The following is a 21,349-nucleotide window of genomic DNA, read 5'->3' on the forward strand; positions in this document are numbered from 1 at the left end:
GCGTCGCACGTCCGGGGGGCGGGCGGCCTCCCCAATTCCGCCCGGCCCGCCCGACGAGCGGTCACCGCGCCGCCGTGTGCACCCCGCAGGGGGCGGTGCTGCCCCGTGGCACGAACCGCGGGGTCGGCGACCAACGGTCGGTCACCTCGACCCCGTCGATCAGCTCCAGCGCGGTCTCGGCGACCGACAGCCCGTACTGGTGCACGTCGACGCTCATGGTGGTCAGCGCCGGCGACGCCAGCCGGCAGAGCGTGGAGTCGTCCCAGGCCACCAGGGACACCTCCTCCGGCACCGGCACGCCGAGCTGCCTGGCCGCGCTCAGCCCGGCGACCGCCATCACGTCGTTGTCGTAGAGGATCGCGGTCGGGCGGGGGCTGAGCCGCAGCAGCTCGGTGGTCAGCCGCACGCCCGCCTCGTGGGAGTAGTCGCCCTCGACGATCACCGGCTCGTCCACTCCCGCCTCGCGGCAGCCCTCGACCAGCGCGGTGGTCCTGGCGCAGGTGTGCAGCAGCGCTGCGGGCCCGCTGACCCGGGCGATCCGCCGGTGGCCGAGGTGCAGCAGCTGCGCCAGGGCGTCGCGCACCGCGACGGCGTCGTCCGAGCGGACGGCCGGCGCCGCCGGGTTCTCCTCCCAGGTGCCCACCAGCACCGCGGGCAGGCCCAGTTCGCGCAGCAGGTGCGGGCGGCGGTCGCCGACGGTCAGGTTGACCACGACGACCGCGTCGACCAGCCGCCGCTCCGCCCACCTGCGGTAGGTGGCCATCTCCGCCTCCTGCGTCGCGACGACGTGCAGGAGGACGGACATGCCGCGCTCCACCAGGCCTTCCTCTATCCCGCCGATGAACTCCATGAAGAACGGTTCGACCCCGAGCAGCCGCGGAGGGCGGGCGAGCACGAGACCGATCGCTTCGGAGCCGGTCCGGTGGGGTTCCGTGGCGTCGTCCACTTAGGGCCGCACCACCCGTGTGGACAGGTCGTTGGCGCAGCGGAGCACCAGCGGGTCGGTCAGCGCGGTGGCGTCGAGGCCGGCGGCGGTGGTGACGGTGAAGGAGTGGCGCTCGCCGGGCAGCAGGGTGACCAGCATGTCGTCCACCTCGGCGTCCGGGGCCGCGCGGTCGGCCAGCAGGGCCACGTCGCGGGCGAAGGAGGTGGCGGTGACGTCGACCCGGTAGCCGCCCGGCACGGCGGTGACCTCCGCGCGCAGCGGCCGCGGCTCGTACGCCAGGTCGATGTCCTCGCCGAACAGGTGGGTGGCGCGGGCGTCCTGAGACGTCGCCACGAGCACCTCCTTCTTGGCGTCGCCCGGGGTGGTCAACGAGTCGGCGAGGTCGAACCGCGCGACGGAACGGGGCGGCACGTCAAGTGTGATTGTAGCCGTGGCGCACCGGACCCCGTCGAAGGTGAGGCGTTCGACGACGACGGGGCCGGTCCACGCCTCGTCGTGGTCGTTCACCGCGATCAGCACCTCGCGGCCGTCGCGGGGCTGCACGGTGAGCAGCCGCGGCGCGTAGGCGTGGCGCAGGCCGTACCACAGCGGCTTGGGGCGCTCGTCGCCGTCCACGGCGGCCCAGGAGGTCACCGGCCAGCAGTCGTTGAGCTGCCAGACGATGGCCCCGGCGGTCCGCGGCCACCAGGAGCGGAAGTGCTCGATGCCGTAGGCGACGGCGCGGGCCTGGTTGAGCTGGGTGGCCCAGTGCCAGTCCTCGAAGGCGGTGGGGACGCCGATGTGGGGGGCGAGTCCGCGGTCCAGCTTGCCGTTGCCGTCCTCGGCCTTCTGGTGCAGCAGGAAGCCGGGGGAGGTGGGGGTCAGCGGCGCGTCGTGCACCCAGGAGGTGAGGGTGGCCCAGGTGGGCGGGCCCTGGAAGCCGAACTCGGAGCAGAAGCGCGGCACGAAGTCGCGGTAGGTCGTGTAGTCCTGGCGGTTCCACACCTCCCACTCGTGCCGGGTGCCGTGGTCGGCGTCGTTGGGGTGCACCTCGTCGACGGCGAAGGCCGGGCTGTAGGGGCTGCCGGCGGCGTAGAAGCGGGTGGGGTCGAGTTCGGCGACGATGCCGGGGAGCAGCTCGGTGTAGTAGCCCAGGCCCCAGGTGCGTCCGGCGAGCTGCTCGGGCCAGCCCCAGTCGACGTACCCCCACAGGTTCTCGTTGCAGCCGTTCCACAGGGCCAGGGAGGCGTGCGAGGTCAGCCGGGCGACGTTCTCCCGGGCCTCGGCCTCGACCTCGCCGCGCAGCGGCTCCTCCTCGGGGTAGGAGGCGCAGGCGAACAGGAAGTCCTGCCACACCAGCATGCCGCGCTCGTCGCAGACGTCGTAGAAGTCCTCGGTCTCGTAGATGCCGCCGCCCCAGATCCGCAGCATGTTCATGTTGGCGCCGACGGCCTGGTCGACGCGCCGCTCCAGGCGCTCGCGGGTGATCCGGGTGAGGAAGTGGTCGTCGGGGATCCAGTTGGCGCCCTTGACGAAGACGGGGGTGCCGTTGACGACGACGGTGAAGGGGGTGCCGATCTCGTCCGGCGTGGTGTCGACGGTGATGGTGCGGAAGCCGACGCGGCGGGTGGTGGCGTCGAGGGTGTCCGCGCCGGCGCCGGCGGTCGCCAGGGTGACGTCGAGCTGGTACAGCGGCTGCTCGCCGTACCCGACGGGCCACCACAGGCGGGCCTCGGGCACGGACACGGTGACCACCGCGGTGGTGGCTCCGGGCGGCACGGCAACCGTGGCGCGGCGGCCGTCGACCGTGGCGGTGATCTCCAGCTCGGGCTCCGCCCCGACGCCGGCCCGTTCGATGTCCACGTGCACCTCGACCCGGCCGGTGCCGTCCTCGCCGACGGTCACCAGCGGGCGGACCGTGGCGAGGCGGGCGGTGCGCCAGCGCTCCAGGCGCACCGGCTTCCAGATGCCGGCGGTCTGCAGGTCCGGTCCCCAGTCCCAGCCGAAGCTGCACGCCATCTTGCGGACCATGTTGAACGGGTGCGGGTAGACGTGGTCGCGCCGGCCGAGCTGCCGCTCCACCTCCTCGGCGTACTCCAGGGCGGAGCGGAAGCGCACGACGAGGTCGTTGGCGCCCTCGCGCAGCGCCTCGCGCACGTCGAAGCGGTAGGAGCGGTGCATGTTGGCGGTGCTGCCCAGCACCTGGCCGTTGAGCTCGATCGTCGCCACGGTGTCGAGGCCGTCGAAGGCCAGGTCGACGCGCTCGTCGGCGGCGGGGGCGGTGGCGTCGAAGGTCAGCGCGTAGGCCCAGTCGGTGCGGTGGGCCCAGACCAGCTCCTCCTCCTCGCGGTCGAGGTAGGGGTCGCGGATCAGGCCGGCGGCGAGCAGGTCGAGGTGGGCGCTGCCGGGCACCTGGGCGGGGATGGTGCGGCCGGCGATGTGTTCCGGGACGGGGCCGGCCGTCGTCGAAAGCTGCCAGCCGTCGTGCAGGGTCTGACGGATCATCCTCGATCACTTCCAAGGTCGGCTCCGCACCGCGCGTGGTCGGCTGGACGGAGGGGGGAGGGGATTTGCAGGGCGGAAACCCTTGCGCTGATCACGTATCGTGCTGGATTCTTACGCCGCCGAACAAAGTAAGTCAACCGGCCTTCCAGGCCGTCTCCGGGCAAAGGACGCAGATCACCGTGGCAACACACACCGCTTCCTTCGAATCCGGCCTCGCGCACCTGCGCGCGGCCGGCGTCTCTCTCGTGCTGGACCTCTCCGGTGGAACGCTCCCGCGCGTGGTGCACTGGGGCGGCGACCTCGGCGCACTGGGAGCGCGGGAGCTGGAAGCCGTCCGGCTGGCCCAGTCCCCCCAGCCCATCGGCTTCTCGGTGGACGGGCCGGTCCAGGTGGCCGTGCTGCCCGAGCAGTCGGCCGGCTGGCTGGGCACGCCGGGCCTCGTCGGCAACCGCGCCGGCACCGCCTTCTCCACCGCCTTCCGGGTCACCGAGACGCACGTCACGGGCACCGAAGACGCCGCCGGCGGCCGGGTGGTGGTGCGCGCCGCCGACGAGGGCGCCGGCCTGCGACTGGAGCTGCTCATCGAGCTGACCGCATCCGGCCTGGTCCGCCAGCGCGCCAGCGTCACCAACCGCGGCGCCGCCCCCTTCGCCGTCGAGGCCGTGAACCTGACCCTGCCGGTGCCCGCCGTCGCCACCGAACTGCTCGACTTCACCGGCCGCCACCTGCGCGAGCGCAGCCCGCAGCGCACCGCCTTCACCCACGGCCTGCGGGTGCGGGAGAACCGCACCGGCCGCACCGGCTACGACTCCGCCTACCTGCTGGTGGCCGGCACCGCCGGCTTCGGCAACCGCTCCGGCGAGGTCTGGGGCGTGCACACCGCCTGGTCCGGCAACCACCGCACCTTCGCCGAACGCACCTTCCACTCGGTCTCGCTGCTCGGCTCCGGTGAACTGCTGCTCTCCGGCGAAGGGCTGCTGGCCCCCGGCGACACCTACACCACGCCCTGGCAGTACGGCTCCTACGGCACCGGCCTGGACGAGCTCTCCGCCCGCTTCCACCGCCACCTGCGCTCCCGGCCCCACCACCCCACCAGCCCGCGGCCGGTTGTGGTCAACACCTGGGAGGCCGTCTACTTCGACCACGACCTGGACCGCCTGCGCCAGCTCGCCGACGCCGCGGCGGCCGTCGGCGCCGAGCGCTTCGTCCTGGACGACGGCTGGTTCGGCTCCCGCCGGGACGACCGCCGCGGCCTCGGCGACTGGTACGTCTCCGACGAGGTCTGGCCCGACGGCCTCGGCCCGCTGACCGACCACGTGACCGGCCTCGGCATGCAGTTCGGCATCTGGGTCGAACCCGAGATGATCAACGAGGACTCCGACCTGGCCCGCGCCCACCCGGAGTGGATCATGGCCACCGGCGACCGGCTGCCCGGCCGGGCCCGCTCCCAGCAGGTCCTCAACCTCGGCATCCCCGAGGCCTACGCCTACATCCTGGAGCGCCTCGACGACCTGCTCACCACCTACCCGGTCTCCTACCTGAAGTGGGACCACAACCGGGACCTGGTCGAGGCCGGCCACCAGATCACCGGCCGGGCCGGCGTCCACGAGCAGACCCTGGCCACCTACCGGCTCATGGACGAGCTGCGCCGTCGCCACCCCGGCGTGGAGATCGAGTCCTGCTCCTCCGGCGGCGGCCGCGTCGACCTGGGAATCCTGGAGCGCACCGACCGGGTGTGGGTCTCCGACTGCATCGACGCCCTGGAGCGCCAGAGCATCCAGCGCTGGACCAACGCGCTCATCCCGCTGGAGCTGATGGGCACCCACGTCGGCTCCGGCGCCTCCCACACCACCGAGCGCCGCCACCCCATCGACTTCCGGGCCGGCACCGCCCTGTTCGGCCACTTCGGCATCGAATGGGACCTGACCAAGGCGGAACCGGAGGACGTGGCCCGGCTGGCCGAGTGGGTGACCCTCTACAAGGAACTGCGCCCACTGCTGCACACCGGCACCGCCGTGCACGCCGACCACCCGGACCCGGCCTACCAGCTGCACGGCGTCGTCGCCGAGGACGGCTCGGAGGCCGTCTACGCGCTCGTCGCCACCGCCACCTCCGCGCTCTACCCGACCGGACCGGTCCGGCTCCCCGGCCTGCGCCCCGACGCCACCTACCAGGTGCGCCCGCAGGCCCCCGGCGACGTCCCGGACGGCAACGCCCACCACTGGGGCGCCGCCCTGCCGTGGTGGACCGCCGACGGCGTCCGGCTGAGCGGCCGGGCGCTTCAGGTCGCCGGGCTCCAGGCCCCGGTGCTCTACCCCGAACGGCTGGTGCTGATCCGCGCCACCCGGGTCGACTAGGAGGACGGTGGTGGGGCGGGGCGGTCGCCCGCCCCGCCCCACCACCCGCCGTGGACGGCCGGTCATGCGCGCCGGCGCAGCCGCAGCACCCGGGCGGTCGGCACCGCGCCGGAAGAACAGGACAGCCGCAGCACACCGGTGTCCGACCGCCAGTCGAACGCCCAGTCCGGGGCCGCGCGGGGGAAGAGCACCTCCACGTCCACCTCGGCGCCCCGCAGGTGCGCGACCGGCAGCTCCAGCACGTCCGCCGCGCCCGGGCGCCGCCACACCGTCAGCAGGCTGTCCCCGCGGCCCCGCGGGTCCCGCAGCCCCTGCGCCACCCACGGCCCCGCCGGCCCGGTCAGGCCCAGCGGCCAGAACGGCACGGACGACGCCACCGCGTCGCGCAGCCCCTTGTGCACCTCGACCGCCTCGCGCACCAGGGCCAGCTGCCCCGGCTCCATGCGGTTGAGGTAGCCGGACAGGTACAGCCGCCCGAGGACGCCGGTGGCCAGCGTGAACGCCGACTCCTCCACGCTCATCTCCGGCTGCGTGTACGCCCAGTTGCCCGCCTGCTCCGGCAGCAGCGAGGCCGGCGCCGCCGCCGCGATCGGCGGGTACAGCAGCGGGTTCTGCTGGTCGGAGGTGGACTGGATGTGCAGCCGCGACATCATCGCGTAGTCCATCCGCATGGCACCCGAGGCGCAGTTCTCGATCAGCAGCCCGGGGTGGCGCCGCAGCAGCGCGTCCAGCCACTCCAGGTGGGCCCGGTTGTGCGCCAGCAGCCCCTCGCCCGGGGCCAGCCCGCCCAGGTCGGTGCCCGGGCCCGGCATGATGTTGTAGTCCAGCTTGAAGTAGCCGACGCCGAACTCCTCGACCAGCCGGTCCACCACCTCGTCCAGGTGCGCCCGCGCCCGCGGGTGCCGCAGGTCCAGGTGGTAGCGGCCGTGCTCGACGACGCGCTCGCCGTGGCGCTGGAAGAACGCCTCAATCGGGAGCGCCGCCGCCATCGGCGAGCGCACGCCGATCACCTCCGGCTCCAGCCAGATGCCCGGCACCATGCCGCGCTCCCGGATCCGGTCGGTGACCTCCGCCAGGCCGCGCGGGCCGGGGAAGCGGGTCCGCGAGGGCCGCCACTCGCCGACGCTGTCCCACCAGCGGCCGTCCTCGTCGTACCAGCCGGCGTCCACGCAGAAGTAGTCCGCGCCGGCCGCCGCGGCCGCGTCGACCAGCGGCAGCAGCTTCTCCGTCGTCGGATCCCCCATCAGGGTGTTCATGTAGTCGTTGAAGATCACCGGCAGCGCCCGGGACGGCCGGGGCACCAGCAGCGCCCGGCGCTGGAGGGTGAGCGCCGCGAGGGCGTCGTCCAGCCCGCCCGCGCACACCGCCACCGACACCGGCACGGTGCGGAAGCCGTCCCGCGCGGTGACCACCGTGCTCCACTGGTGCTCGGCGTCGGTCGGCCCCAGCAGCGCGAGGTACGCGCCGACCTGGCGCTCACCCACCTCCCAGTGCCAGGCGCCGTTGTGCTCGATCTGCCAGGCGCACGCCCAGCCGTCGTCCCGCGCCACCAGAGCCCCGGTCGGCAGGTGCTCCCCGGTGGACCAGGAGCTGCGCGAGGTCAGCGCGAACCGGCTGCGGGAGGGGTGGTGGTGCGCCACCGGATCCATCTGCGGCAGCCCGGCCTCGCGCAGGGGGGTGCGGTGCCAGCGGGACTCCACCACCCAGTCGGAGTCGCCGTGCACCACGTCCAGGTCGTCCACGGTCCGCCCGGAGTCGGCCAGGAAGGCGCCGGTGGCCAGCGAGGTGACGGCCAGCAGCCGCACGGAGCCCTCGCCGCGGACGGTCAGCTCCGTCCAGCAGCGCACGGCGGGCGCGCCGTCGCTGGCCTGGAACACGCTGGTGGCGACCAGGCCGGTGGCCTCGTCGAGCTGGGTGACCCGCAGCTCGGCGACGCCGCCGCGGTGGTCCGTGTGGTGGCCGGTGTAGCGCAGCCGGGCCCCGACGGTGGTGTCGGCGTAGCGGTGGCTGCCCGGGAAACGGCCGTGCCCCAGCGCCATCACCTCCACCAGCGGCGCGACCGCGGCCGGATCCGCCGGTGGCGGCGCCGGTGTGCCGGCGGGGCGCAGGGAGACCAGGCCGACCGGCCGGTCCCCGCCCGTGGTCAGGGTCAGGGTCACGTCGCTGCCGGACCAGGTCAGGGTGGTGTCGGGGGACACGGGGCGGCTCCTCGGGGGCGTGGTCGGACTCGGCGGGCGGTGGGGCGGTGTCCGGGCGCGGGCACACGTCGGCGGGGCAGGTCCCGCGGAGGGAACCTGCCCCGCCGCGACGGTGGGGAGGCCCGGGTCGGGGGAGGGCCTACCCCACGCGCTCGCGCCCGGGGGCGCCCTCGGAGGTGGGTGTGCCGTCCGGCGTCACCCAGGAACCGAGATTGTGGTCGTAGGCGCGCTGGCCGAAGGCGGCCCGCTCCGCCTCGGTCGGCGCCGTGAAGCGGCTCCGGCCGCGGGCGTCCGGATTGGGGGCCGCCGAGGCGAGCAGCTGCGTGTAGGGGTGCTGCGGGTTGAGGATCACGTCGTCGGCCGGCCCGCGCTCCACCACCCGCCCCCGGTACATCACCAGGATGTCGTCGGAGAAGTGCCGCGCGGTGGCCAGGTCGTGCGTGATGTACAGGACCGCCAGGTCGTCCTCCCGCTGGAGGCGGGCGAGCAGGTTGAGCACCCCCAGCCGGATCGAGACGTCCAGCATGGAGACGGGCTCGTCGGCCACGACCACCTGGGCGCCGGGCGCCAGCGCGCGGGCGATGGCGACCCGCTGGCGCTGACCGCCGGACAGCTCGTGCGGGCGCCGCTGCGCGATGTCCTCCGCCGGCGTCAGGTTCACCCGCTCCAGCAGCTGCTCCACCTGACGGCGGGTCTCCGCCCGGTCACCGCCGCGGCCGTGCAGCTTCAGCGGCCGGGCGAGGTGGTGCTCGATGGAGTGGAACGGGTTCAGCGAGGCGAACGGGTCCTGGAACACCATCTGCACGTGGTCGCGGTACTCGCGGTCGCTCACGCCCTGGCCGTCGGACTTGACCGCCTGGATGCGCCCGGAGCTGGGCCGCTCCAGCCGGGCGATCATCCGGGCCACCGTGGACTTGCCGGAGCCGGACTCGCCGACCAGGGCGACGGTGCGCCCGGGCACCAGGGTGAAGGAGACCCGGTCGACCGCGCGGAGCGTGGAGCGGCGCAGCCCGGAGCGGACGGGGAAGTCCTTGACCAGGTCGCGTACTTCGAGCGTGGTCATGGCCGCTTCCCCTTCGTCGGGTCGGGTTCGGTGGCGTGGTCGCGGGCGCTGGACTCGCCGGTGCGCAGGAAGGCGCCGCGGTCGCCGGTCAGGCTGGGGAAGGAGTCCAGCAGCCTGCGGGTGTAGGGGTGCGCGGGCAGCCGGTAGATCTGCTCGGCGGTGGCGTACTCGACGACCTCGCCCTTGAGCATGACGGCGATGCGGTCGCTGAGCTCCAGCAGCAGCGGCAGGTCGTGGGTGATGAAGATGACGGCGTAGCCGAGCTCGTCGCGCAGCCGCAGGATCTCCTGGAGGATGCCGCGCTGCACCACCACGTCGAGCGCGGTGGTGGGCTCGTCCATGATGATCACCTGCGGGTCGAGCAGCAGCGCCATGGCGATCATCACGCGCTGCCGCATGCCGCCGGAGAACTCGTGCGGGAAGGAGTTCATCCGCGCCGGGTCGACGCCGACCAGCCGCAGCACCTCCGCGCAGCGCTCCCGCCGCTGCTGCTTGGACATCTTCGGCTCGTGCGTGGTGAGCACGTCCTCCAGCTGCGCCCGGATGGAGATCACCGGGTTCAGGGCGTTCATCGCGCCCTGGAACACCATGGAGAGCTTGGACCAGCGGAAGGCGCGCAGCTCCTCGTTCTCCAGGGCGAGCAGGTCGATGTCCCGGCCGCCGCGGTCGTGGAAGGTGATGGAGCCGCTGGTGACCTCGGCCGGCGGCTTGTGCAGCCGGTTGATGGCGTAGGCCAGGGTCGTCTTGCCGCAGCCGGACTCGCCGGCGAGGCCGAGGATCTCGCCGCGGCGCAGGGTGAGGGAGACGTCCTTGACCGCGTGCACCGGGTTGTCCACCTGGTACATCACGTTGAGCCGGTCCACCGTCAGCACCACGTCGTTGGCGGTGGCGGGCCCGGGCTGCGGGCTGGTCTGGGTGGGGACGGTCATGCGGCGGTGCTCCTCGTGGTCTTGCGGGCGGAGCGCTTGGCGGCGGTGGCGGTGCGGAGCCGGGGGTTGATGATCTCGTCGATGCTGAAGTTGATCAGGGACAGGCCGCAGCCGAAGAGGGCGATCAGCAGGCCGGGCGGGGCGAACCACCACCACGCCTCGCGCTGCAGGGCGAAGCCGTTCTGCGCGAAGTAGAGCATCGTGCCGAGCGTGGAGGAGTTGGAGGCGCCGAGGCCCAGGAAGGACAGGCCGGCCTCGCTGAGGATGGCGGCGATCACCGCGAAGACGAACTGCGAGGCCAGCACCGGCAGCAGGTTGGGCAGGATCTCCACGGAGACCACGCGCCAGGGGCGCTCGCCGGCCACCCGGGCGGCGGCCACGTAGTCGCGGTTGCGCAGGGAGAGGGTCTGGGCGCGCAGCACCCGGGCCGAGGCGGCCCACCCGGTGATGGCCAGCACCAGCGCGATGGTCCACCAGCCGCGCTGGGCGGCGGGGACGAAACCGGAGATGACGATGACCAGCGGCAGGCCGGGGATGACCAGCATGACGTTGGACAGCAGGGAGAACAGTTCGTCGACGAAGCCGCCGACGTAGCCGCCGATGATGCCGAAGAGGGCGGACAGGGCGGTCGCCAGCACGCCGACGAGCAGGCCGATCTGCAGCGAGCCGCGGGTGGCGTGGGCGAGCTGGGCGAGGACGTCCTGGCCGGTCTGGGTGGTGCCGAGGAGGTGTTCGCCGCTGGGCCCGGCCAGGCCGATGTTGCTGATGGCGTTGGGGTCGCCCACCAGGAACGGGCCGATCAGGCCGAACAGGGAGATCGCGCCCACCAGGCCCAGGCCGATGGCGAGCCGCGGCGACCAGCGGGGCAGCAGCGAGCGGGCGCCGCTGCGGCGCGGGGCCTTGGCGGGGGCGGTCGGGGCGGTGGCCTCGGCCCGCGGGGCGCCCTCGTCGGCGATCTCGGTGAGGGGAGTCAGGTTCGTCATGGTTCTCGGGCTCCTTCCTCGATCAGTTGCCGACGCGGGTGCGCGGGTCGATGACGCCGTACAGCAGGTCGACGATCATGTTGGCGCCCAGCACCGCCACCGTGATGACGAGGAAGATGCCCTGCATGAGCGCGTAGTCGTTGTTCTGCACGGCCTGGAGCAGCTTGGAACCGATGCCGGGGTAGGAGAACACCTGCTCGGTGACGATCGATCCGGAGACCACGAAGCCCAGCGAGATGGCGAAGCCGGCGACCGAGGGGAGCACGGCGTTGCGCGCGGCGTAGCGGGTCATGATCCGGCCCTCGCGCAGGCCCTTGGCCTGGGCGGTGAGGATGTAGTCGTCGGAGGAGGTGGACACCATCATGTTGCGCATGCCCAGCAGCCAGCCGCCGACCGAGGAGATCACGATGGTGAGCGCGGGCAGCGTGCCGTAGTAGACGGCGGAGGAGATGAACTCCCAGTTCCAGCCGGGCATCAGGGAGACGTCGTAGCCGCCCAGCAGCGGGAACCAGCGCAGGGCCGAGGCGAAGATCGCGGCCAGGATGAGGGCGAGCCAGAAGTAGGGCACCGCGGAGAGCACGGTGGTGGCCGGCACCAGCGAGTCCAGCCAGGTGCCGCGGCGCCAGCCGACCAGGGCGCCGAGGACCACGCCGAGGACGAAGGAGATCAGCGTGGCGATGCCGACCAGCACGATCGTCCACGGCAGGGACTGCCAGATCACGTCGGAGACCGGGGCGGGGAAGGCACTGACGGAGACGCCGAGGTCGCCGCGGGCCATGTTGCCCAGGTAGGAGAAGTACTGGGAGAGCAGTGGTTCGTCGGTGTTCGCCCCGAGGAGAAGCTCGTAGGACCGGCGCGCCTCGGGGTCGACGACCCCGCCGCGCTGTTGCAGCTTGGCCATGAGGATGTCCACCGGGTTACCCGGCATCAACCTCGGGATGAGGAAGTTCAGTGTCAGCGCCGCCCACAGGGCGACGAGGTAGAACCCGATCTTCCTGGCGTAGTACCTCATGGATGGTTGCCAATCATTAGGAGCTTCTCCTCGGGGGGTGGTGCGCTAGGCGACCGTCAGCTCGCGGGCTTCAGGTTCAGGAAGATCTGGGACTGGTCGGGGCGCGACCACACCGCCGGGATCGCGTAGAGGTTGTCCAGGGTGGGCCAGCCGGTGAACTTCTCGGCGTGGTACTCGCTGGTGGTGCCGCCGGTGAGGACCGGGATGTACGGCATCGCCTCGGCGATCCGGGTCTGGATGACGTCGAACTGCGCCTGGCGGGCCGCGGTGTCCTCGGGGTTGATGCTCTTCAGCGCGGCCAGCGCCTCGTCCACGGCAGGGTCGGAGTACCGCGCGAAGTTCGGCTGGGCGACCTCACCGACCGGGGCGGTGGTGTCGCTGGAGAAGAAGTAGCTGTACAGGAAGTAGGGGTCGGCGGCCGGCCCCTGGTAGAGGGAGTCGATCAGCAGCTGGTACTCGCCGCGGCCGCGGGCGTCGGACCACTCGTTCCAGGAGACCTGCTGGGCGACCAGCTCGATGCCGGCGGCCTTGAGCTGCTGGGCCATGGTGTCGACGGCGGTGATGTAGTCGGTCCAGCCGGCCACCACCTTGACGGTCAGCGAGAGCCGCTCGCCGTCCTTGGCGTAGATGCCGTCGCCGCCCTTGGTCCAGCCGGCGCCCTGGAGCAGCTCGTCGGAGCGGGCGGTGTCCGGGGACATCGGCGCGGTGGGCTCGGGCAGCTGGTCGGAGATGTACTCGGCGTCGCGCTCCAGCAGGGCGAAGCCGGGGGAGATCTCGCTGGAGGTGTTCTCGAAGGCGAGGGCGTTCAGCTGGGTGCGGTCGATGGCGTAGTAGATCGCCTGGCGCACGGCCTGGTCGGTCTGCGGGCCGGTGCACCCCATCTCCGCGTTGGAGCAGGTCATCAGCGTCGTCTGGTTCATCGGGACGGTGATGGCCTCGTAGCCGGGGTAGTTCTCGGAGACGTTGGCGATGTCCGGCACCGGTCCGGTCTGCCAGTCGATGGTGCCGGCGGAGAGGGCGTCGGCGCCGGACTGGTTGCCGGAGAGCGCGACGTAGCGCACGTTCTTCAGCGCCGGCTCCCCGTCGTAGTAGTCGGGGTTGGCGGTGAGCGTGAAGGCCTGCGGGGTGAACTGGCCCAGCGTGAAGGGCCCGGTGCCGACCGGGTTCTCCATCACGTTGGTCGCCGGGTCCTCCAGGTCGGCCCAGATGTGCTCGGGGACGATGAACAGCTTCCCGAGGATCTGCGCCTCCTCCATGTACGCCGGCTCCTCGAAGGTGATCCGGACGGTTGTGTCGTCCACCGCCTCGGCGTCGCCGGCGTAACCGGTGCTGTTCAGCGTGGGGTTCTCGGCCACCATGTCGAGGGTGAACTCCACGTCGGCGGCGGTGAAGGGCTCGCCGTCGGTCCAGGTGGCGTCGGACCGCAGGGAGATGGTCAGCTCCGTGCCGTCCTCGTTCCAGGAGAAGTCCGTGCCCAGGCGCGGCGTGGGCTCGGAGTCGCTCAGGTTGTTGTAGTAGAAGAGCGGCTCGAAGATCGTGCCCGGGCCCTCCAGCATGGTGGGGGAGTACGGGTTGAAGTTGATCTGCCAGTCGCCGGCCTGTCCGGTGTAGACGATGAGGGTGTCGGCGTCGGTGCCCCCGGCACCGCCGCCCCCGTTGTTCGCCGAGCCCGTGCACCCTGCCGCCGCGAGGGCGAGGGCGACGGTCCCGATCGCCGCCGCGCGCCCGTGCCGGCGGGGCCCTCTCCTGTGGAACATGCTCGATCCTCCATCAACTGGTCGGCACCTCGGTGTGCCTGTGCCAACCGGACCCCTGACAGGCCTAGTCGGTCGCGATAGGCGGATTGTTAAGCCGCCAAAGAAAGAAAGTCAATACCTCGTGCGCTGTCGGAGGGCGGGGGTCCGGGTGCGGCGTGGGTGGCCGGTCCCGCCCGCCCCGCCGCATTGACCTGCGGCGGAGTAAGGAAGGTAAGCTAACAAAGTTGCCTGGCGAGATCCGCCGGGCGGCATCCGGCATCATGAGCGCGACAGCGTGGCGTGAGGTGGAGGGACCAAGTGGGCGGAGCAGCACGAGCCATTCCGCACGCGAGCAGCAGGGCCGCCGTCCTGGACGTGATCCGGGCGGCCGGCACCATCAGCCGCGTCGGCCTGATCGACGCCACCGGCTTCACCGGCGCCACCATCTCCACCGTGGTCCGCCGGCTGATCCAGGACGGCCTGGTGCTGGAGAGCGGGCGCGCGGAGTCCACCGGCGGCAAGCCCCGGGTCCTGCTCCAGCTCAACCAGTCCTCCCGGTACGCCGTCGGCGTCCACCTCGACCACGCCGGGATCGCCTACGTCCTCACCAACCTCGGCGGCTCGGTCGTCGCCCGCACCGCGCGCCCCGGCGTGGGGGCGGAGGAGCCGCAGGCCGTCGTCGACCGGATGTCCGGGGAGGTGGAGGCGCTGATCGACGGCGCCGGGGTCGAACGCGGCCGCGTGCTCGGCCTCGGCCTGGTCTCCCCCGGCCCGCTCACCCCCACCAGCGGCATGCGGCTCACACCCCCCTCGATGCGGCACTGGGAGGACTTCCCGCTGGACCGCGCCCTCTCCGAGGCCACCGGCCTGCCGGTCATCCTGGACAACGACGCCACCGCCGCCGCCCTCGGCGAACACTGGTCCGGCCTGGTCGGACAGACCTCCACCTTCGCCGCGCTCTACATGGGCAGCGGCATCGGCGCCGGCCTGATGGTCAACGGCGTGGCCTACCGCGGCGCCAGCGGCAACGCCGGCGAGATCGGCCACATCTGCCTGGACGTCGACGGCCCCGAGTGCTGGTGCGGGGCGCGCGGATGCACCGAGGTGCTCGGCGGCCCGGCCGCGGTGGTCGCCGCCGCCCGCGCCGACGCCAAGGTCGCCCGCGCCGCCGGCCTCACCGGCCGCAAGCGCTCCCGGCCCTCGGTGGCCGCCGAGTTCGCCGCCGTCGCCCGCGCCGCCCGCCGCGGCGAACCCGGGGCCCGCGCCATCCTGGAGCGCTCCGCCCGCTACCTGGCCGTGGCCGCCCGCACGCTGGCCAACGTCATGGACGTCGAACTCCTGGTGCTCACCGGGCCGAGCCTGGCCATAGCCGGCTCCACCTACCTGCCGGTGGTCCAGGAGGAACTCGACCGCGCCTTCTTCCCCCGCGCCGCGCACCGCGTCGAGGTCCGGCTCTCCCGCTCGGCCGCCACCGCCTCCGCCATCGGCGCGGCCACCATGGTGCTGCAGAGCGAGCTGGTCCCGCTGCGCCAGGGCCTCCAGCTCCCCGACAACCTCTCCGACTCCGAGCCCGCCCCCGCCCACCTCACCAGCGCCTGAGCACCGGATCGCGCCCGCCGCCGGGGCGGCCCGGCGGCACTGACATACTGCGACGGTGAGGACGACGGTGATCGAGCGGGCCGGCAGGCGGAGCGCGGGAGCGATCACCGAGCTGATCCACGCCTCCAGCGCCTACCAGGGCCGGTACGCCTCCAGCATCGCCGGATACCGGGTCACGCCCGGCTACGTCGCCCGCCACCTGGTCTTCCGGGCCGCCGACGCCGGCGGGCGCCTGCTGGGCTTCTACGCGCTCGTCGCCGACCCCCCGGAGGCGGCCGAGCTGGACCTGCTGTTCGTGGCCGACCACGCCCAGGGCAGGGGACTGGGCCGGCGACTGGTCGACCACATGCTGGGGCAGGCACGGCTGGCCGGGCTGCCGGGGGTGCGGGTGGTCTCCCACCCGCCGGCCGAGAGCTTCTACCGGCGCACCGGCGCCCGGCGCGTCGGCACCCTCCCCGCGGCGCCTTCCGGCGTGGACTGGGAGCGCCCGGAGCTGTGGTGGCCGCTCGGGCCGCCGCCCGCGGCCGAGCCGCCCCCGCGGTGACGGCTCGCCAACCGAAGCCGCGTCACGGCCGTGGCGAACGCCGGCTGGCGAACGCCGGCCGTGCCGATACCGGCCGTCCCCGGGCGTTTCCACGGGAAACGGGGGAGGGCCGCCGGGTGGGCGCAGACGGTTTCGAACCGCCGACCCCTGCTTTGTAAGAGCAGTGCTCTACCACTGAGCTATGCGCCCGTGCGTGGCGTGGACCGGTTGCGGGGAGCAGCCGGGGGCCGTGCACGCGTACGGAGGGACACAGCGTACCTGTTCGAGGGGCGCCAGGGTCAATCGAGCTGGGCTCCGGTCGCGCGACACGCCGAGGGAGAGCCGCTTCGACGCAGGTCGGAGCGGGTGTAACCCCCCGAACGTGTGAATGCGGTGGTGGGTGCCGCAACCGATCGGTGGCCGCCGCGTTGAGTGCAGTGCCGGGTCACCCGGTTGGCTCGCAACGCTCGCAACGCTCGGAACGCGAATGAGGAGATTTTGAGGATGATCAAGAAGTCTGTCGCCGTCGTCGCCATGACCGGTGGTCTCGTCGCCGGTCTCGCCGGGACCGCCCACGCCGAGGCGGAGGCCGAGGGCGCGGCGGTCGGCTCCCCGGGTGTCGTCTCCGGCAACGCCGTGCAGGTGCCGATCCACATCCCGGTGAACGTGTGCGGCAACACCGTCGACATCATCGGCGTGCTGAACCCGACCCTCGGCAACACCTGCGCCAACGTCGACAAGGACGTCGAAGCCGGGCGCTGAGCGGCTCCCCGCTCCGAGTAGGCGCGGGCCCGGGGACGGAAACTCGCTCCCGTCCGCCGGGCCCGCCCTCCGGTTCCCGTGGCCTCCGTGTGAGGCCAAGACGAGGAAGAAGTGCCATGAACCTCAAGAAGACCCTGGCGCTGGGCGCCCTGGCCATCGGCCTGATCACGGGCAGCGCCACCACGGCCCACGCCGAGGCGGAGGCCGAGGGCGCGGCGGTCGGCTCCCCGGGTGTCGTCTCCGGCAACGCCGTGCAGGTGCCGGTCCACATCCCGGCCAACGTCTGCGGCAACACCATCAACGTCATCGGCGTGCTCAACCCCACGATCGGCAACACCTGCGTCAACGCCGAGAAGGGCTGACCGCCCCCGGCAGGGGCCGCCACCACGGCGGCCCGGCTCTCCCCCGACCTCCGCGGACCTCCGTGGACAGCCGCGGAGGTCCGAATCGCAATCAGTGCATCCCGAGGAGTGACATGAACGTCAAGAAGTCCCTCGCCGTCGTGGCGATGGCCGGTGGCCTGGTCGGCGGCATCGCCGGTACCGCCAACGCCGAGGCCGAGGCCGAGGGCGCCGCGATCGGTTCCCCGGGTGTCGTCTCCGGCAACGTCGTGCAGGTGCCGATCCACATCCCGGCCAACGTGTGCGGCAACACCGTCGACATCATCGGCGTGCTCAACCCGACCCTCGGCAACACCTGCGCCAACGTGGAGAAGGAGCAGGACCGCCGCTGACGGCCCGGTAGCCCGGTGTGGACGGGCGGGCGGGGACACCGATCACACGGTGTCCCCGCCCGCCCCGGCGTTTCACCGCCGGGGCGTCGCCGGTCCTCGCCGGCCGTCGCCGGACCCGGCTCACTCCTGCTCCAGGCGCCAGGTCACCGGCGCGGTGTCCGGCGCGGCGTACCACAGCAGGGAGGCCACCCGCTCCCCCGAGCCGACGAAGAAGACCTCGCACTCGGTGCGGGTGCCGTCCTCCGTCCAGCCCTCGGCGGGGTCGTCCGCGCAGGCCGGGAGCGACCCCAGCAGGCTCACCTTGGCCGCGGCGTCGCCCTCCCCGGTCGCGGCGGCCAGCGGATTGCTCAGCTCGGGCTCCTCGGAGGGCTCCCCGGCGAGCAGCTCGTAGCCGACCGTCACGTAGTACGGCGTGTCGTCGGTGTGCTCCTCGGCCACCTCGAACCCCTCGAAGTCCGCGATGTCCCCCTGCTCGACGGCCTGCGGGGTGATCAGCACGGTGAGGTCGCCGCCGTCCGCGCCCGCTCCGGGCAGCGACAGCACCGCGGCCTCTCCCATCAGCAGTTCCGTGCCGGGCGGGGTGATGCCCAGGGGCGCGCTGCTGCTCACCGAGGGGGAGGGGGACGGCGAGGCCGGCGGTGAGGGGGAGGGCGGCGGGGAGGTCGGGGCGGGTGGTGCCCCGGAGGGCGGCAGGGTGATCGACGGGGAGGCCGCCGAGCCGTCCACGGTCCCACCGCCGTCGCAACCCGTGAGGGTGGCCGTCACGGAGGCGGTGGTGACCGCGACGGCGACGGCCACCAGACGTCGATTACGCATGAGATGCCCGTTCCCCGGGATCGGCCGGTCGCAACCGCGCGGACCGCACCGCTTTCCGTGCCCGCCCCGCCCGCCGGGGGAGCGGCGCGCGGTGCGCCGAGGCGGGCCGGCGACCGATGTGTGGCGAATGTGTCTCCCGGAGTTCATCCGTTGTTCAGGAGCCGGGTGGGGGTGGAGCCGAACGGATGGACGTGTGCCGCGGACCGGTACTCTTCGTTCGCCAGTCCGTGCAGATCTCGCCACATCCAGAAACGGCCCGACTACATGCAGACCGCTTCCCACCGGCGCGCACTCGGCCGCGCCGCGGCGTCGTCCAGCGCAGCCCCCATACAGCGGCTCCGTACCGCCACCGCAGTACCCGTGTCCGAGCAGTTCCGGGGCGGTGCGGCATGAGTTGGTTCGAGGCCGTCATCCTGGGGCTGGTCCAGGGCCTGACCGAGTTCCTGCCGATCTCCTCCAGCGCCCACCTGCGCGTGGTCTCCGCGTTCGCCGGCTGGGACGACCCGGGTGCGGCGTTCACCGCCGTCACCCAGATCGGCACCGAGGCGGCGGTGCTGATCTATTTCCGCAAGGACATCGTCAACATCGTCTCGACCTGGTTCCGCTCGCTGTACACGCCGGCGCTCCGTTCCGAGCTCGACGCCCGGATGGGCTGGTACGTGATCGTCGGCACGATCCCGATCGGCGTGCTGGGGCTGCTGTTCGAGGACACCATCGAGACGACGTTCCGCGATCTGCGGCTCATCGGAACGACCCTGATCGTTTTCGGCATCATCCTGCTGATCGCCGACCGGATCGCCCTGAACAACCGGGGATTCGACAAGCTGAACTTCCAGGAGTCCCTGGTCTACGGCTTCGCCCAGTCGCTCGCGCTGGTGCCGGGCGTCTCGCGTTCCGGCGGCACGGTCACCGCCGGCCTGCTGATGGGCTACAAGCGCGAGGTCGCCGCCCGCTACTCCTTCCTGCTGGCCATCCCGGCGGTGCTGGCCTCGGGCGGCCTGCAGCTGTTCGACATCGGCAGCGGGGAGAGCCCGGCCTGGGGGCCGACGATCGTGGCCACGATCATCGCCTTCGCGGTCGGCTACGCGGCGGTCGCCTGGTTCCTGCGCTACATCAGCACCCACAGCTTCACCGGCTTCGTCGTCTACCGGGTGCTGCTGGGCATCGCCGTGTGGTGCCTGGTTCTCTTCGGGGTGCTGGACCCCAGCGCCGGCGCCCACTGACCTCCGCGGTCCGGGCGCCGGACGGCCCCCGCCACCGGTGGCCTCGGCCGTCGGAGATTCCCGAGCCCGGACGCCTCCGCCCCGGGGCGCGGTTCAGCCCGCCCCGGGCCCCGGCGCTCGCCCCGTCGCCGACCCGGGCCCCGTCGGCGATCCGGGCCCCGGCTCGGTCCCGGGACTCGGTTGGGGCTCCGGCTCCGTCGTCCAGCGCTGCAGCAGGCCCCAGGTGAACTCGGCCGAGCACCGCTGCGGCAGCCCGTCCGGATCCGGCGCGCGGAACGCGAGCCCCCACCGGGTGGGCGCGCTGCCCTCCAGCGGCCGGGCCGGCGGGAAGGCCCGCGCCACGTCGTCCACCACGGCCCCCCAGGGGCGCAGGTCGGCCGTGGTGCGCAGGGGCGGCGCCGTCGCCGGATCCGGTCGGACCAGCCACTCGTTCCAGGCCGCCCCGTCCGGACCGAGCAGCACTTCGAAGCGGAGATCCGGCCACAGCGGCAGCCGCCACCACAGCGCCGTGCAGGGCAGGTCGCCCACCTGGCGGGTCACCCGCGACTCGGGCGGGCCGAGGACCAGCCGGTAGCGCCGCTCGCCGCGCGGGAAGGTGCGCGAGCGCACCATCGCCTGCCAGCGGCGGTTCGCCTCCCGCATCGCCGCGCGGCCGGCGCCGAGCCGGCGCAGGGCCTCCTCGACGAGCTCCGGGCGGTGGTCGGCCATGCGGCGGAGCAGCACCTGCTGGAACTCGTCGACGCCGAAGCCGGGGAGGCCGTGGGCGTGGTCGGGTGCGCTGGGCTCGGGGCTCATGGGGCCACTGTGACCCGTGGCAGGCCCCGAACGCCAACGGCGCCCGCCGTCGCCCAGCCCTCGCCAGCCCTCGCCCGCCCTCGGCCGCGTGGGAGCCTGGCGCTCCGGGGGTTGTCCGGCGGCTCGGCGGCTCGGTTGGCACCCGCCCGTCGACTCAGCCGGCCTCGGTCGCGGTCAGCCGACGGCGGATCCAGTCGGTGACGGAGTCGTGCTGGGGCTTCCACCCCAGCTGCTCGCGCGGGGCGACGCCGCGCACCCGGCTGTTGGACCCGAGGGCGTAGACGGCCGCCTCGTACCCCCACTCCTCGATCGCCGAGTCGATGTCCCACGGCTGGGCGGTGCCGAGCCCCAGGGTGTCGGCGATCGCCTGCACGATCTCGGCGAAGGACGCCTCGCCGTTCTCGACGAAGTGGAAGGAGCCGGGGGCCGCCGCCTCCAGCGCCCTGGTGTAGAGGTCGACGACGTCGTCGATGTGGACGGTCGACCAGATGTTGCGGCCCGGGCCGATGTGCCGGGCGACGCCGCTGCGCCGGGCCTGCTGGACCAGCCGGGGGACCTGCACGCTGTCGCGTGCGATGCCGTGGCCGTGCCCGTAGATGAGGGTGTTGCACAGCACGACCGACCGGACGCCGCGCTCGGACGCGGCGAGGACCAGCCGGTCGATCGCCACCCGCGGAGCCTTGTCCGGCTCGGGCTGCCACGGGCTGCCCGGGGCGACGTCCGCCTCGGTGAAGGTCCGGTCGGACGCCTCGCCGCGGGCGTCGTCGCCCACGATGCTGGAGCCGCTGGTGTGCAGCAGCGCCTTGCCGGTGCCGGCGAGCGCGTCGACCAGGGCTTCGGCGGCGCCGCGGTGATCGCTGTCCGCGGCGTTGATCACCGCGTCGGCCCCGTCGGCGGCCAGGGTGAGGGCGTCACGGTCGTCGAGGCCGCCGAGGACCGGGGCGATGCCCCGCTCCCGGAGGGCGTCCGCCTTCTCGGCCGTTCGGACCAGGCCGGTCACCTCGTGACCCGCTTCGACCAGACGCGCGGCGACCGAGCCGCCGATGTATCCGCTGGCGCCGGTGACGAAGACACGCATGGGCAGTACCTCCAGTTGGTTGCATGCGCTTTCTATTGTTGGCGATGCGATACGGCTCGTGCAAGTGTTTGCTCGGGGTGGCGGGGTGGAAGGGGTGTCCCCGGCGGCCTGG

Annotated in this window: 18 protein-coding genes and 1 tRNA gene; 7 read left to right on the plus strand and 12 right to left on the minus strand. The window is 73.0% G+C overall.

The annotated features are described in order from the left end of the window. Positions 1-61: 61 nt before the first annotated feature. Together FHU37_RS18700 and FHU37_RS18705 are read right to left on the minus strand one after the other, a co-directional pair. On the minus strand, positions 62-946 hold the full coding sequence (locus FHU37_RS18700; RefSeq protein WP_179815289.1) for a LacI family DNA-binding transcriptional regulator: 885 nt from the start codon (positions 944-946) through the stop codon (positions 62-64). Next, positions 947-3,430 carry a glycoside hydrolase family 2 protein gene (locus tag FHU37_RS18705; protein ID WP_179815290.1) on the minus strand — a complete coding sequence of 828 codons (2,484 nt, stop codon included), beginning with the start codon at positions 3,428-3,430 and terminating at the stop codon, positions 947-949. Positions 3,431-3,609: 179 nt separating this feature from the next. Between FHU37_RS18705 and FHU37_RS18710 the strand changes: the two genes are divergently transcribed. Continuing rightward, positions 3,610-5,787: an alpha-galactosidase gene (locus tag FHU37_RS18710; RefSeq protein ID WP_179815291.1), complete on the plus strand. Its 2,178-nt coding sequence runs from the start codon at positions 3,610-3,612 to the stop codon at positions 5,785-5,787. Between the two features lie 62 nt (positions 5,788-5,849). Here FHU37_RS18710 and FHU37_RS28435 read toward each other — a convergent pair whose 3' ends face one another. From FHU37_RS28435 to FHU37_RS18740, 6 genes are all read right to left on the minus strand, one after another. Further along, a complete protein-coding gene (locus tag FHU37_RS28435; protein WP_179815292.1) occupies positions 5,850-7,985 on the minus strand; it encodes a glycoside hydrolase family 36 protein in 2,136 nt (711 codons plus the stop codon). Positions 7,986-8,124: 139 nt separating this feature from the next. Next, positions 8,125-9,048 carry an ABC transporter ATP-binding protein gene (locus tag FHU37_RS18720; protein ID WP_179815293.1) on the minus strand — a complete coding sequence of 308 codons (924 nt, stop codon included), beginning with the start codon at positions 9,046-9,048 and terminating at the stop codon, positions 8,125-8,127. After that, positions 9,045-9,977: an ABC transporter ATP-binding protein gene (locus FHU37_RS29085; protein WP_179815294.1), complete on the minus strand. Its 933-nt coding sequence runs from the start codon at positions 9,975-9,977 to the stop codon at positions 9,045-9,047. Before FHU37_RS29085 ends, FHU37_RS18720 begins: the two co-directional genes overlap by 4 nt. Next, a complete protein-coding gene (locus tag FHU37_RS18730; RefSeq protein ID WP_179815295.1) occupies positions 9,974-10,960 on the minus strand; it encodes an ABC transporter permease in 987 nt (328 codons plus the stop codon). The genes FHU37_RS29085 and FHU37_RS18730 overlap by 4 nt, the downstream gene beginning before the upstream one ends. 22 nt (positions 10,961-10,982) lie before the next feature. After that, entirely contained in the window at positions 10,983-11,972 is a 990-nt protein-coding gene (locus FHU37_RS18735; RefSeq protein ID WP_179815296.1) for an ABC transporter permease, read from the minus strand. A 56-nt stretch (positions 11,973-12,028) separates the two neighbouring features. Beyond that, positions 12,029-13,729, minus strand: coding sequence for an ABC transporter substrate-binding protein (locus FHU37_RS18740; RefSeq protein ID WP_179815297.1), 1,701 nt, complete (start codon positions 13,727-13,729; stop codon positions 12,029-12,031). 297 nt (positions 13,730-14,026) lie between these two features. Here FHU37_RS18740 and FHU37_RS18745 point away from each other — a divergent pair, with 297 nt between their 5' ends. Both FHU37_RS18745 and FHU37_RS18750 read left to right on the plus strand, forming a co-directional pair. After that, positions 14,027-15,307 carry an ROK family transcriptional regulator gene (locus FHU37_RS18745; RefSeq protein WP_179815298.1) on the plus strand — a complete coding sequence of 427 codons (1,281 nt, stop codon included), beginning with the start codon at positions 14,027-14,029 and terminating at the stop codon, positions 15,305-15,307. Positions 15,308-15,362: 55 nt separating this feature from the next. Beyond that, the gene (locus tag FHU37_RS18750) at positions 15,363-15,851 is read left to right on the plus strand and encodes a GNAT family N-acetyltransferase (protein WP_179815299.1); all 489 of its coding nucleotides are present in this window, start codon (positions 15,363-15,365) and stop codon (positions 15,849-15,851) included. A gap of 117 nt (positions 15,852-15,968) precedes the next feature. On the opposite strand, the gene FHU37_RS18755 is transcribed toward FHU37_RS18750, so the two are convergent. Beyond that, positions 15,969-16,040, minus strand: a tRNA-Val gene (locus tag FHU37_RS18755). 294 nt (positions 16,041-16,334) lie between these two features. Between FHU37_RS18755 and FHU37_RS18760 the strand changes: the two genes are divergently transcribed. The 3 genes from FHU37_RS18760 (at position 16,335) to FHU37_RS18770 (ending at position 17,325) form a co-directional block, all read left to right on the plus strand. Continuing rightward, the gene (locus tag FHU37_RS18760; RefSeq protein WP_179815300.1) at positions 16,335-16,592 is read left to right on the plus strand and encodes a chaplin; all 258 of its coding nucleotides are present in this window, start codon (positions 16,335-16,337) and stop codon (positions 16,590-16,592) included. A 116-nt stretch (positions 16,593-16,708) separates the two neighbouring features. Further along, positions 16,709-16,954, plus strand: coding sequence for a chaplin (locus FHU37_RS18765; protein WP_179815301.1), 246 nt, complete (start codon positions 16,709-16,711; stop codon positions 16,952-16,954). Between the two features lie 113 nt (positions 16,955-17,067). Next, complete coding sequence (locus tag FHU37_RS18770) at positions 17,068-17,325, plus strand: chaplin (RefSeq protein WP_179815302.1); 258 nt, start codon at positions 17,068-17,070, stop codon at positions 17,323-17,325. A gap of 120 nt (positions 17,326-17,445) precedes the next feature. On the opposite strand, the gene FHU37_RS18775 is transcribed toward FHU37_RS18770, so the two are convergent. Then, positions 17,446-18,141 carry a hypothetical protein gene (locus FHU37_RS18775; RefSeq protein WP_179815303.1) on the minus strand — a complete coding sequence of 232 codons (696 nt, stop codon included), beginning with the start codon at positions 18,139-18,141 and terminating at the stop codon, positions 17,446-17,448. Between the two features lie 389 nt (positions 18,142-18,530). Here FHU37_RS18775 and FHU37_RS18780 point away from each other — a divergent pair, with 389 nt between their 5' ends. Then, a complete protein-coding gene (locus tag FHU37_RS18780) occupies positions 18,531-19,364 on the plus strand; it encodes an undecaprenyl-diphosphate phosphatase (protein WP_179815304.1) in 834 nt (277 codons plus the stop codon). Between the two features lie 93 nt (positions 19,365-19,457). Here FHU37_RS18780 and FHU37_RS18785 read toward each other — a convergent pair whose 3' ends face one another. Continuing rightward, positions 19,458-20,159, minus strand: coding sequence for a hypothetical protein (locus tag FHU37_RS18785; RefSeq protein WP_246449993.1), 702 nt, complete (start codon positions 20,157-20,159; stop codon positions 19,458-19,460). A gap of 154 nt (positions 20,160-20,313) precedes the next feature. Next, the gene (locus tag FHU37_RS18790) at positions 20,314-21,237 is read right to left on the minus strand and encodes an NAD-dependent epimerase/dehydratase family protein (RefSeq protein ID WP_179815305.1); all 924 of its coding nucleotides are present in this window, start codon (positions 21,235-21,237) and stop codon (positions 20,314-20,316) included. Positions 21,238-21,349: the final 112 nt, after the last annotated feature.

Origin of the sequence: Allostreptomyces psammosilenae, assembly GCF_013407765.1 — a bacterium.
GTDB lineage: Bacteria > Actinomycetota > Actinomycetes > Streptomycetales > Streptomycetaceae > Allostreptomyces > Allostreptomyces psammosilenae.

Excerpts from the sequence above, each read along its gene's own strand:
- FHU37_RS18730 (WP_179815295.1), bottom strand. The coding sequence starts at position 10,960 with ATGACGAACCTGACTCCCCTCACCGAGATCGCCGACGAGGGCGCCCCG.
- FHU37_RS29085 (WP_179815294.1), bottom strand. The coding sequence starts at position 9,977 with ATGACCGTCCCCACCCAGACCAGCCCGCAGCCCGGGCCCGCCACCGCC.
- FHU37_RS18775 (WP_179815303.1), bottom strand. The coding sequence starts at position 18,141 with ATGCGTAATCGACGTCTGGTGGCCGTCGCCGTCGCGGTCACCACCGCC.
- FHU37_RS18720 (WP_179815293.1), bottom strand. The coding sequence starts at position 9,048 with ATGACCACGCTCGAAGTACGCGACCTGGTCAAGGACTTCCCCGTCCGC.
- FHU37_RS18790 (WP_179815305.1), bottom strand. The coding sequence starts at position 21,237 with ATGCGTGTCTTCGTCACCGGCGCCAGCGGATACATCGGCGGCTCGGTC.
- FHU37_RS18770 (WP_179815302.1), top strand. The coding sequence starts at position 17,068 with ATGAACGTCAAGAAGTCCCTCGCCGTCGTGGCGATGGCCGGTGGCCTG.
- FHU37_RS18705 (WP_179815290.1), bottom strand. The coding sequence starts at position 3,430 with ATGATCCGTCAGACCCTGCACGACGGCTGGCAGCTTTCGACGACGGCC.
- FHU37_RS18765 (WP_179815301.1), top strand. The coding sequence starts at position 16,709 with ATGAACCTCAAGAAGACCCTGGCGCTGGGCGCCCTGGCCATCGGCCTG.
- FHU37_RS18760 (WP_179815300.1), top strand. The coding sequence starts at position 16,335 with ATGATCAAGAAGTCTGTCGCCGTCGTCGCCATGACCGGTGGTCTCGTC.
- FHU37_RS18780 (WP_179815304.1), top strand. The coding sequence starts at position 18,531 with ATGAGTTGGTTCGAGGCCGTCATCCTGGGGCTGGTCCAGGGCCTGACC.
- FHU37_RS18785 (WP_246449993.1), bottom strand. The coding sequence starts at position 20,159 with ATGAGCCCCGAGCCCAGCGCACCCGACCACGCCCACGGCCTCCCCGGC.
- FHU37_RS18740 (WP_179815297.1), bottom strand. The coding sequence starts at position 13,729 with ATGTTCCACAGGAGAGGGCCCCGCCGGCACGGGCGCGCGGCGGCGATC.
- FHU37_RS18735 (WP_179815296.1), bottom strand. The coding sequence starts at position 11,972 with ATGAGGTACTACGCCAGGAAGATCGGGTTCTACCTCGTCGCCCTGTGG.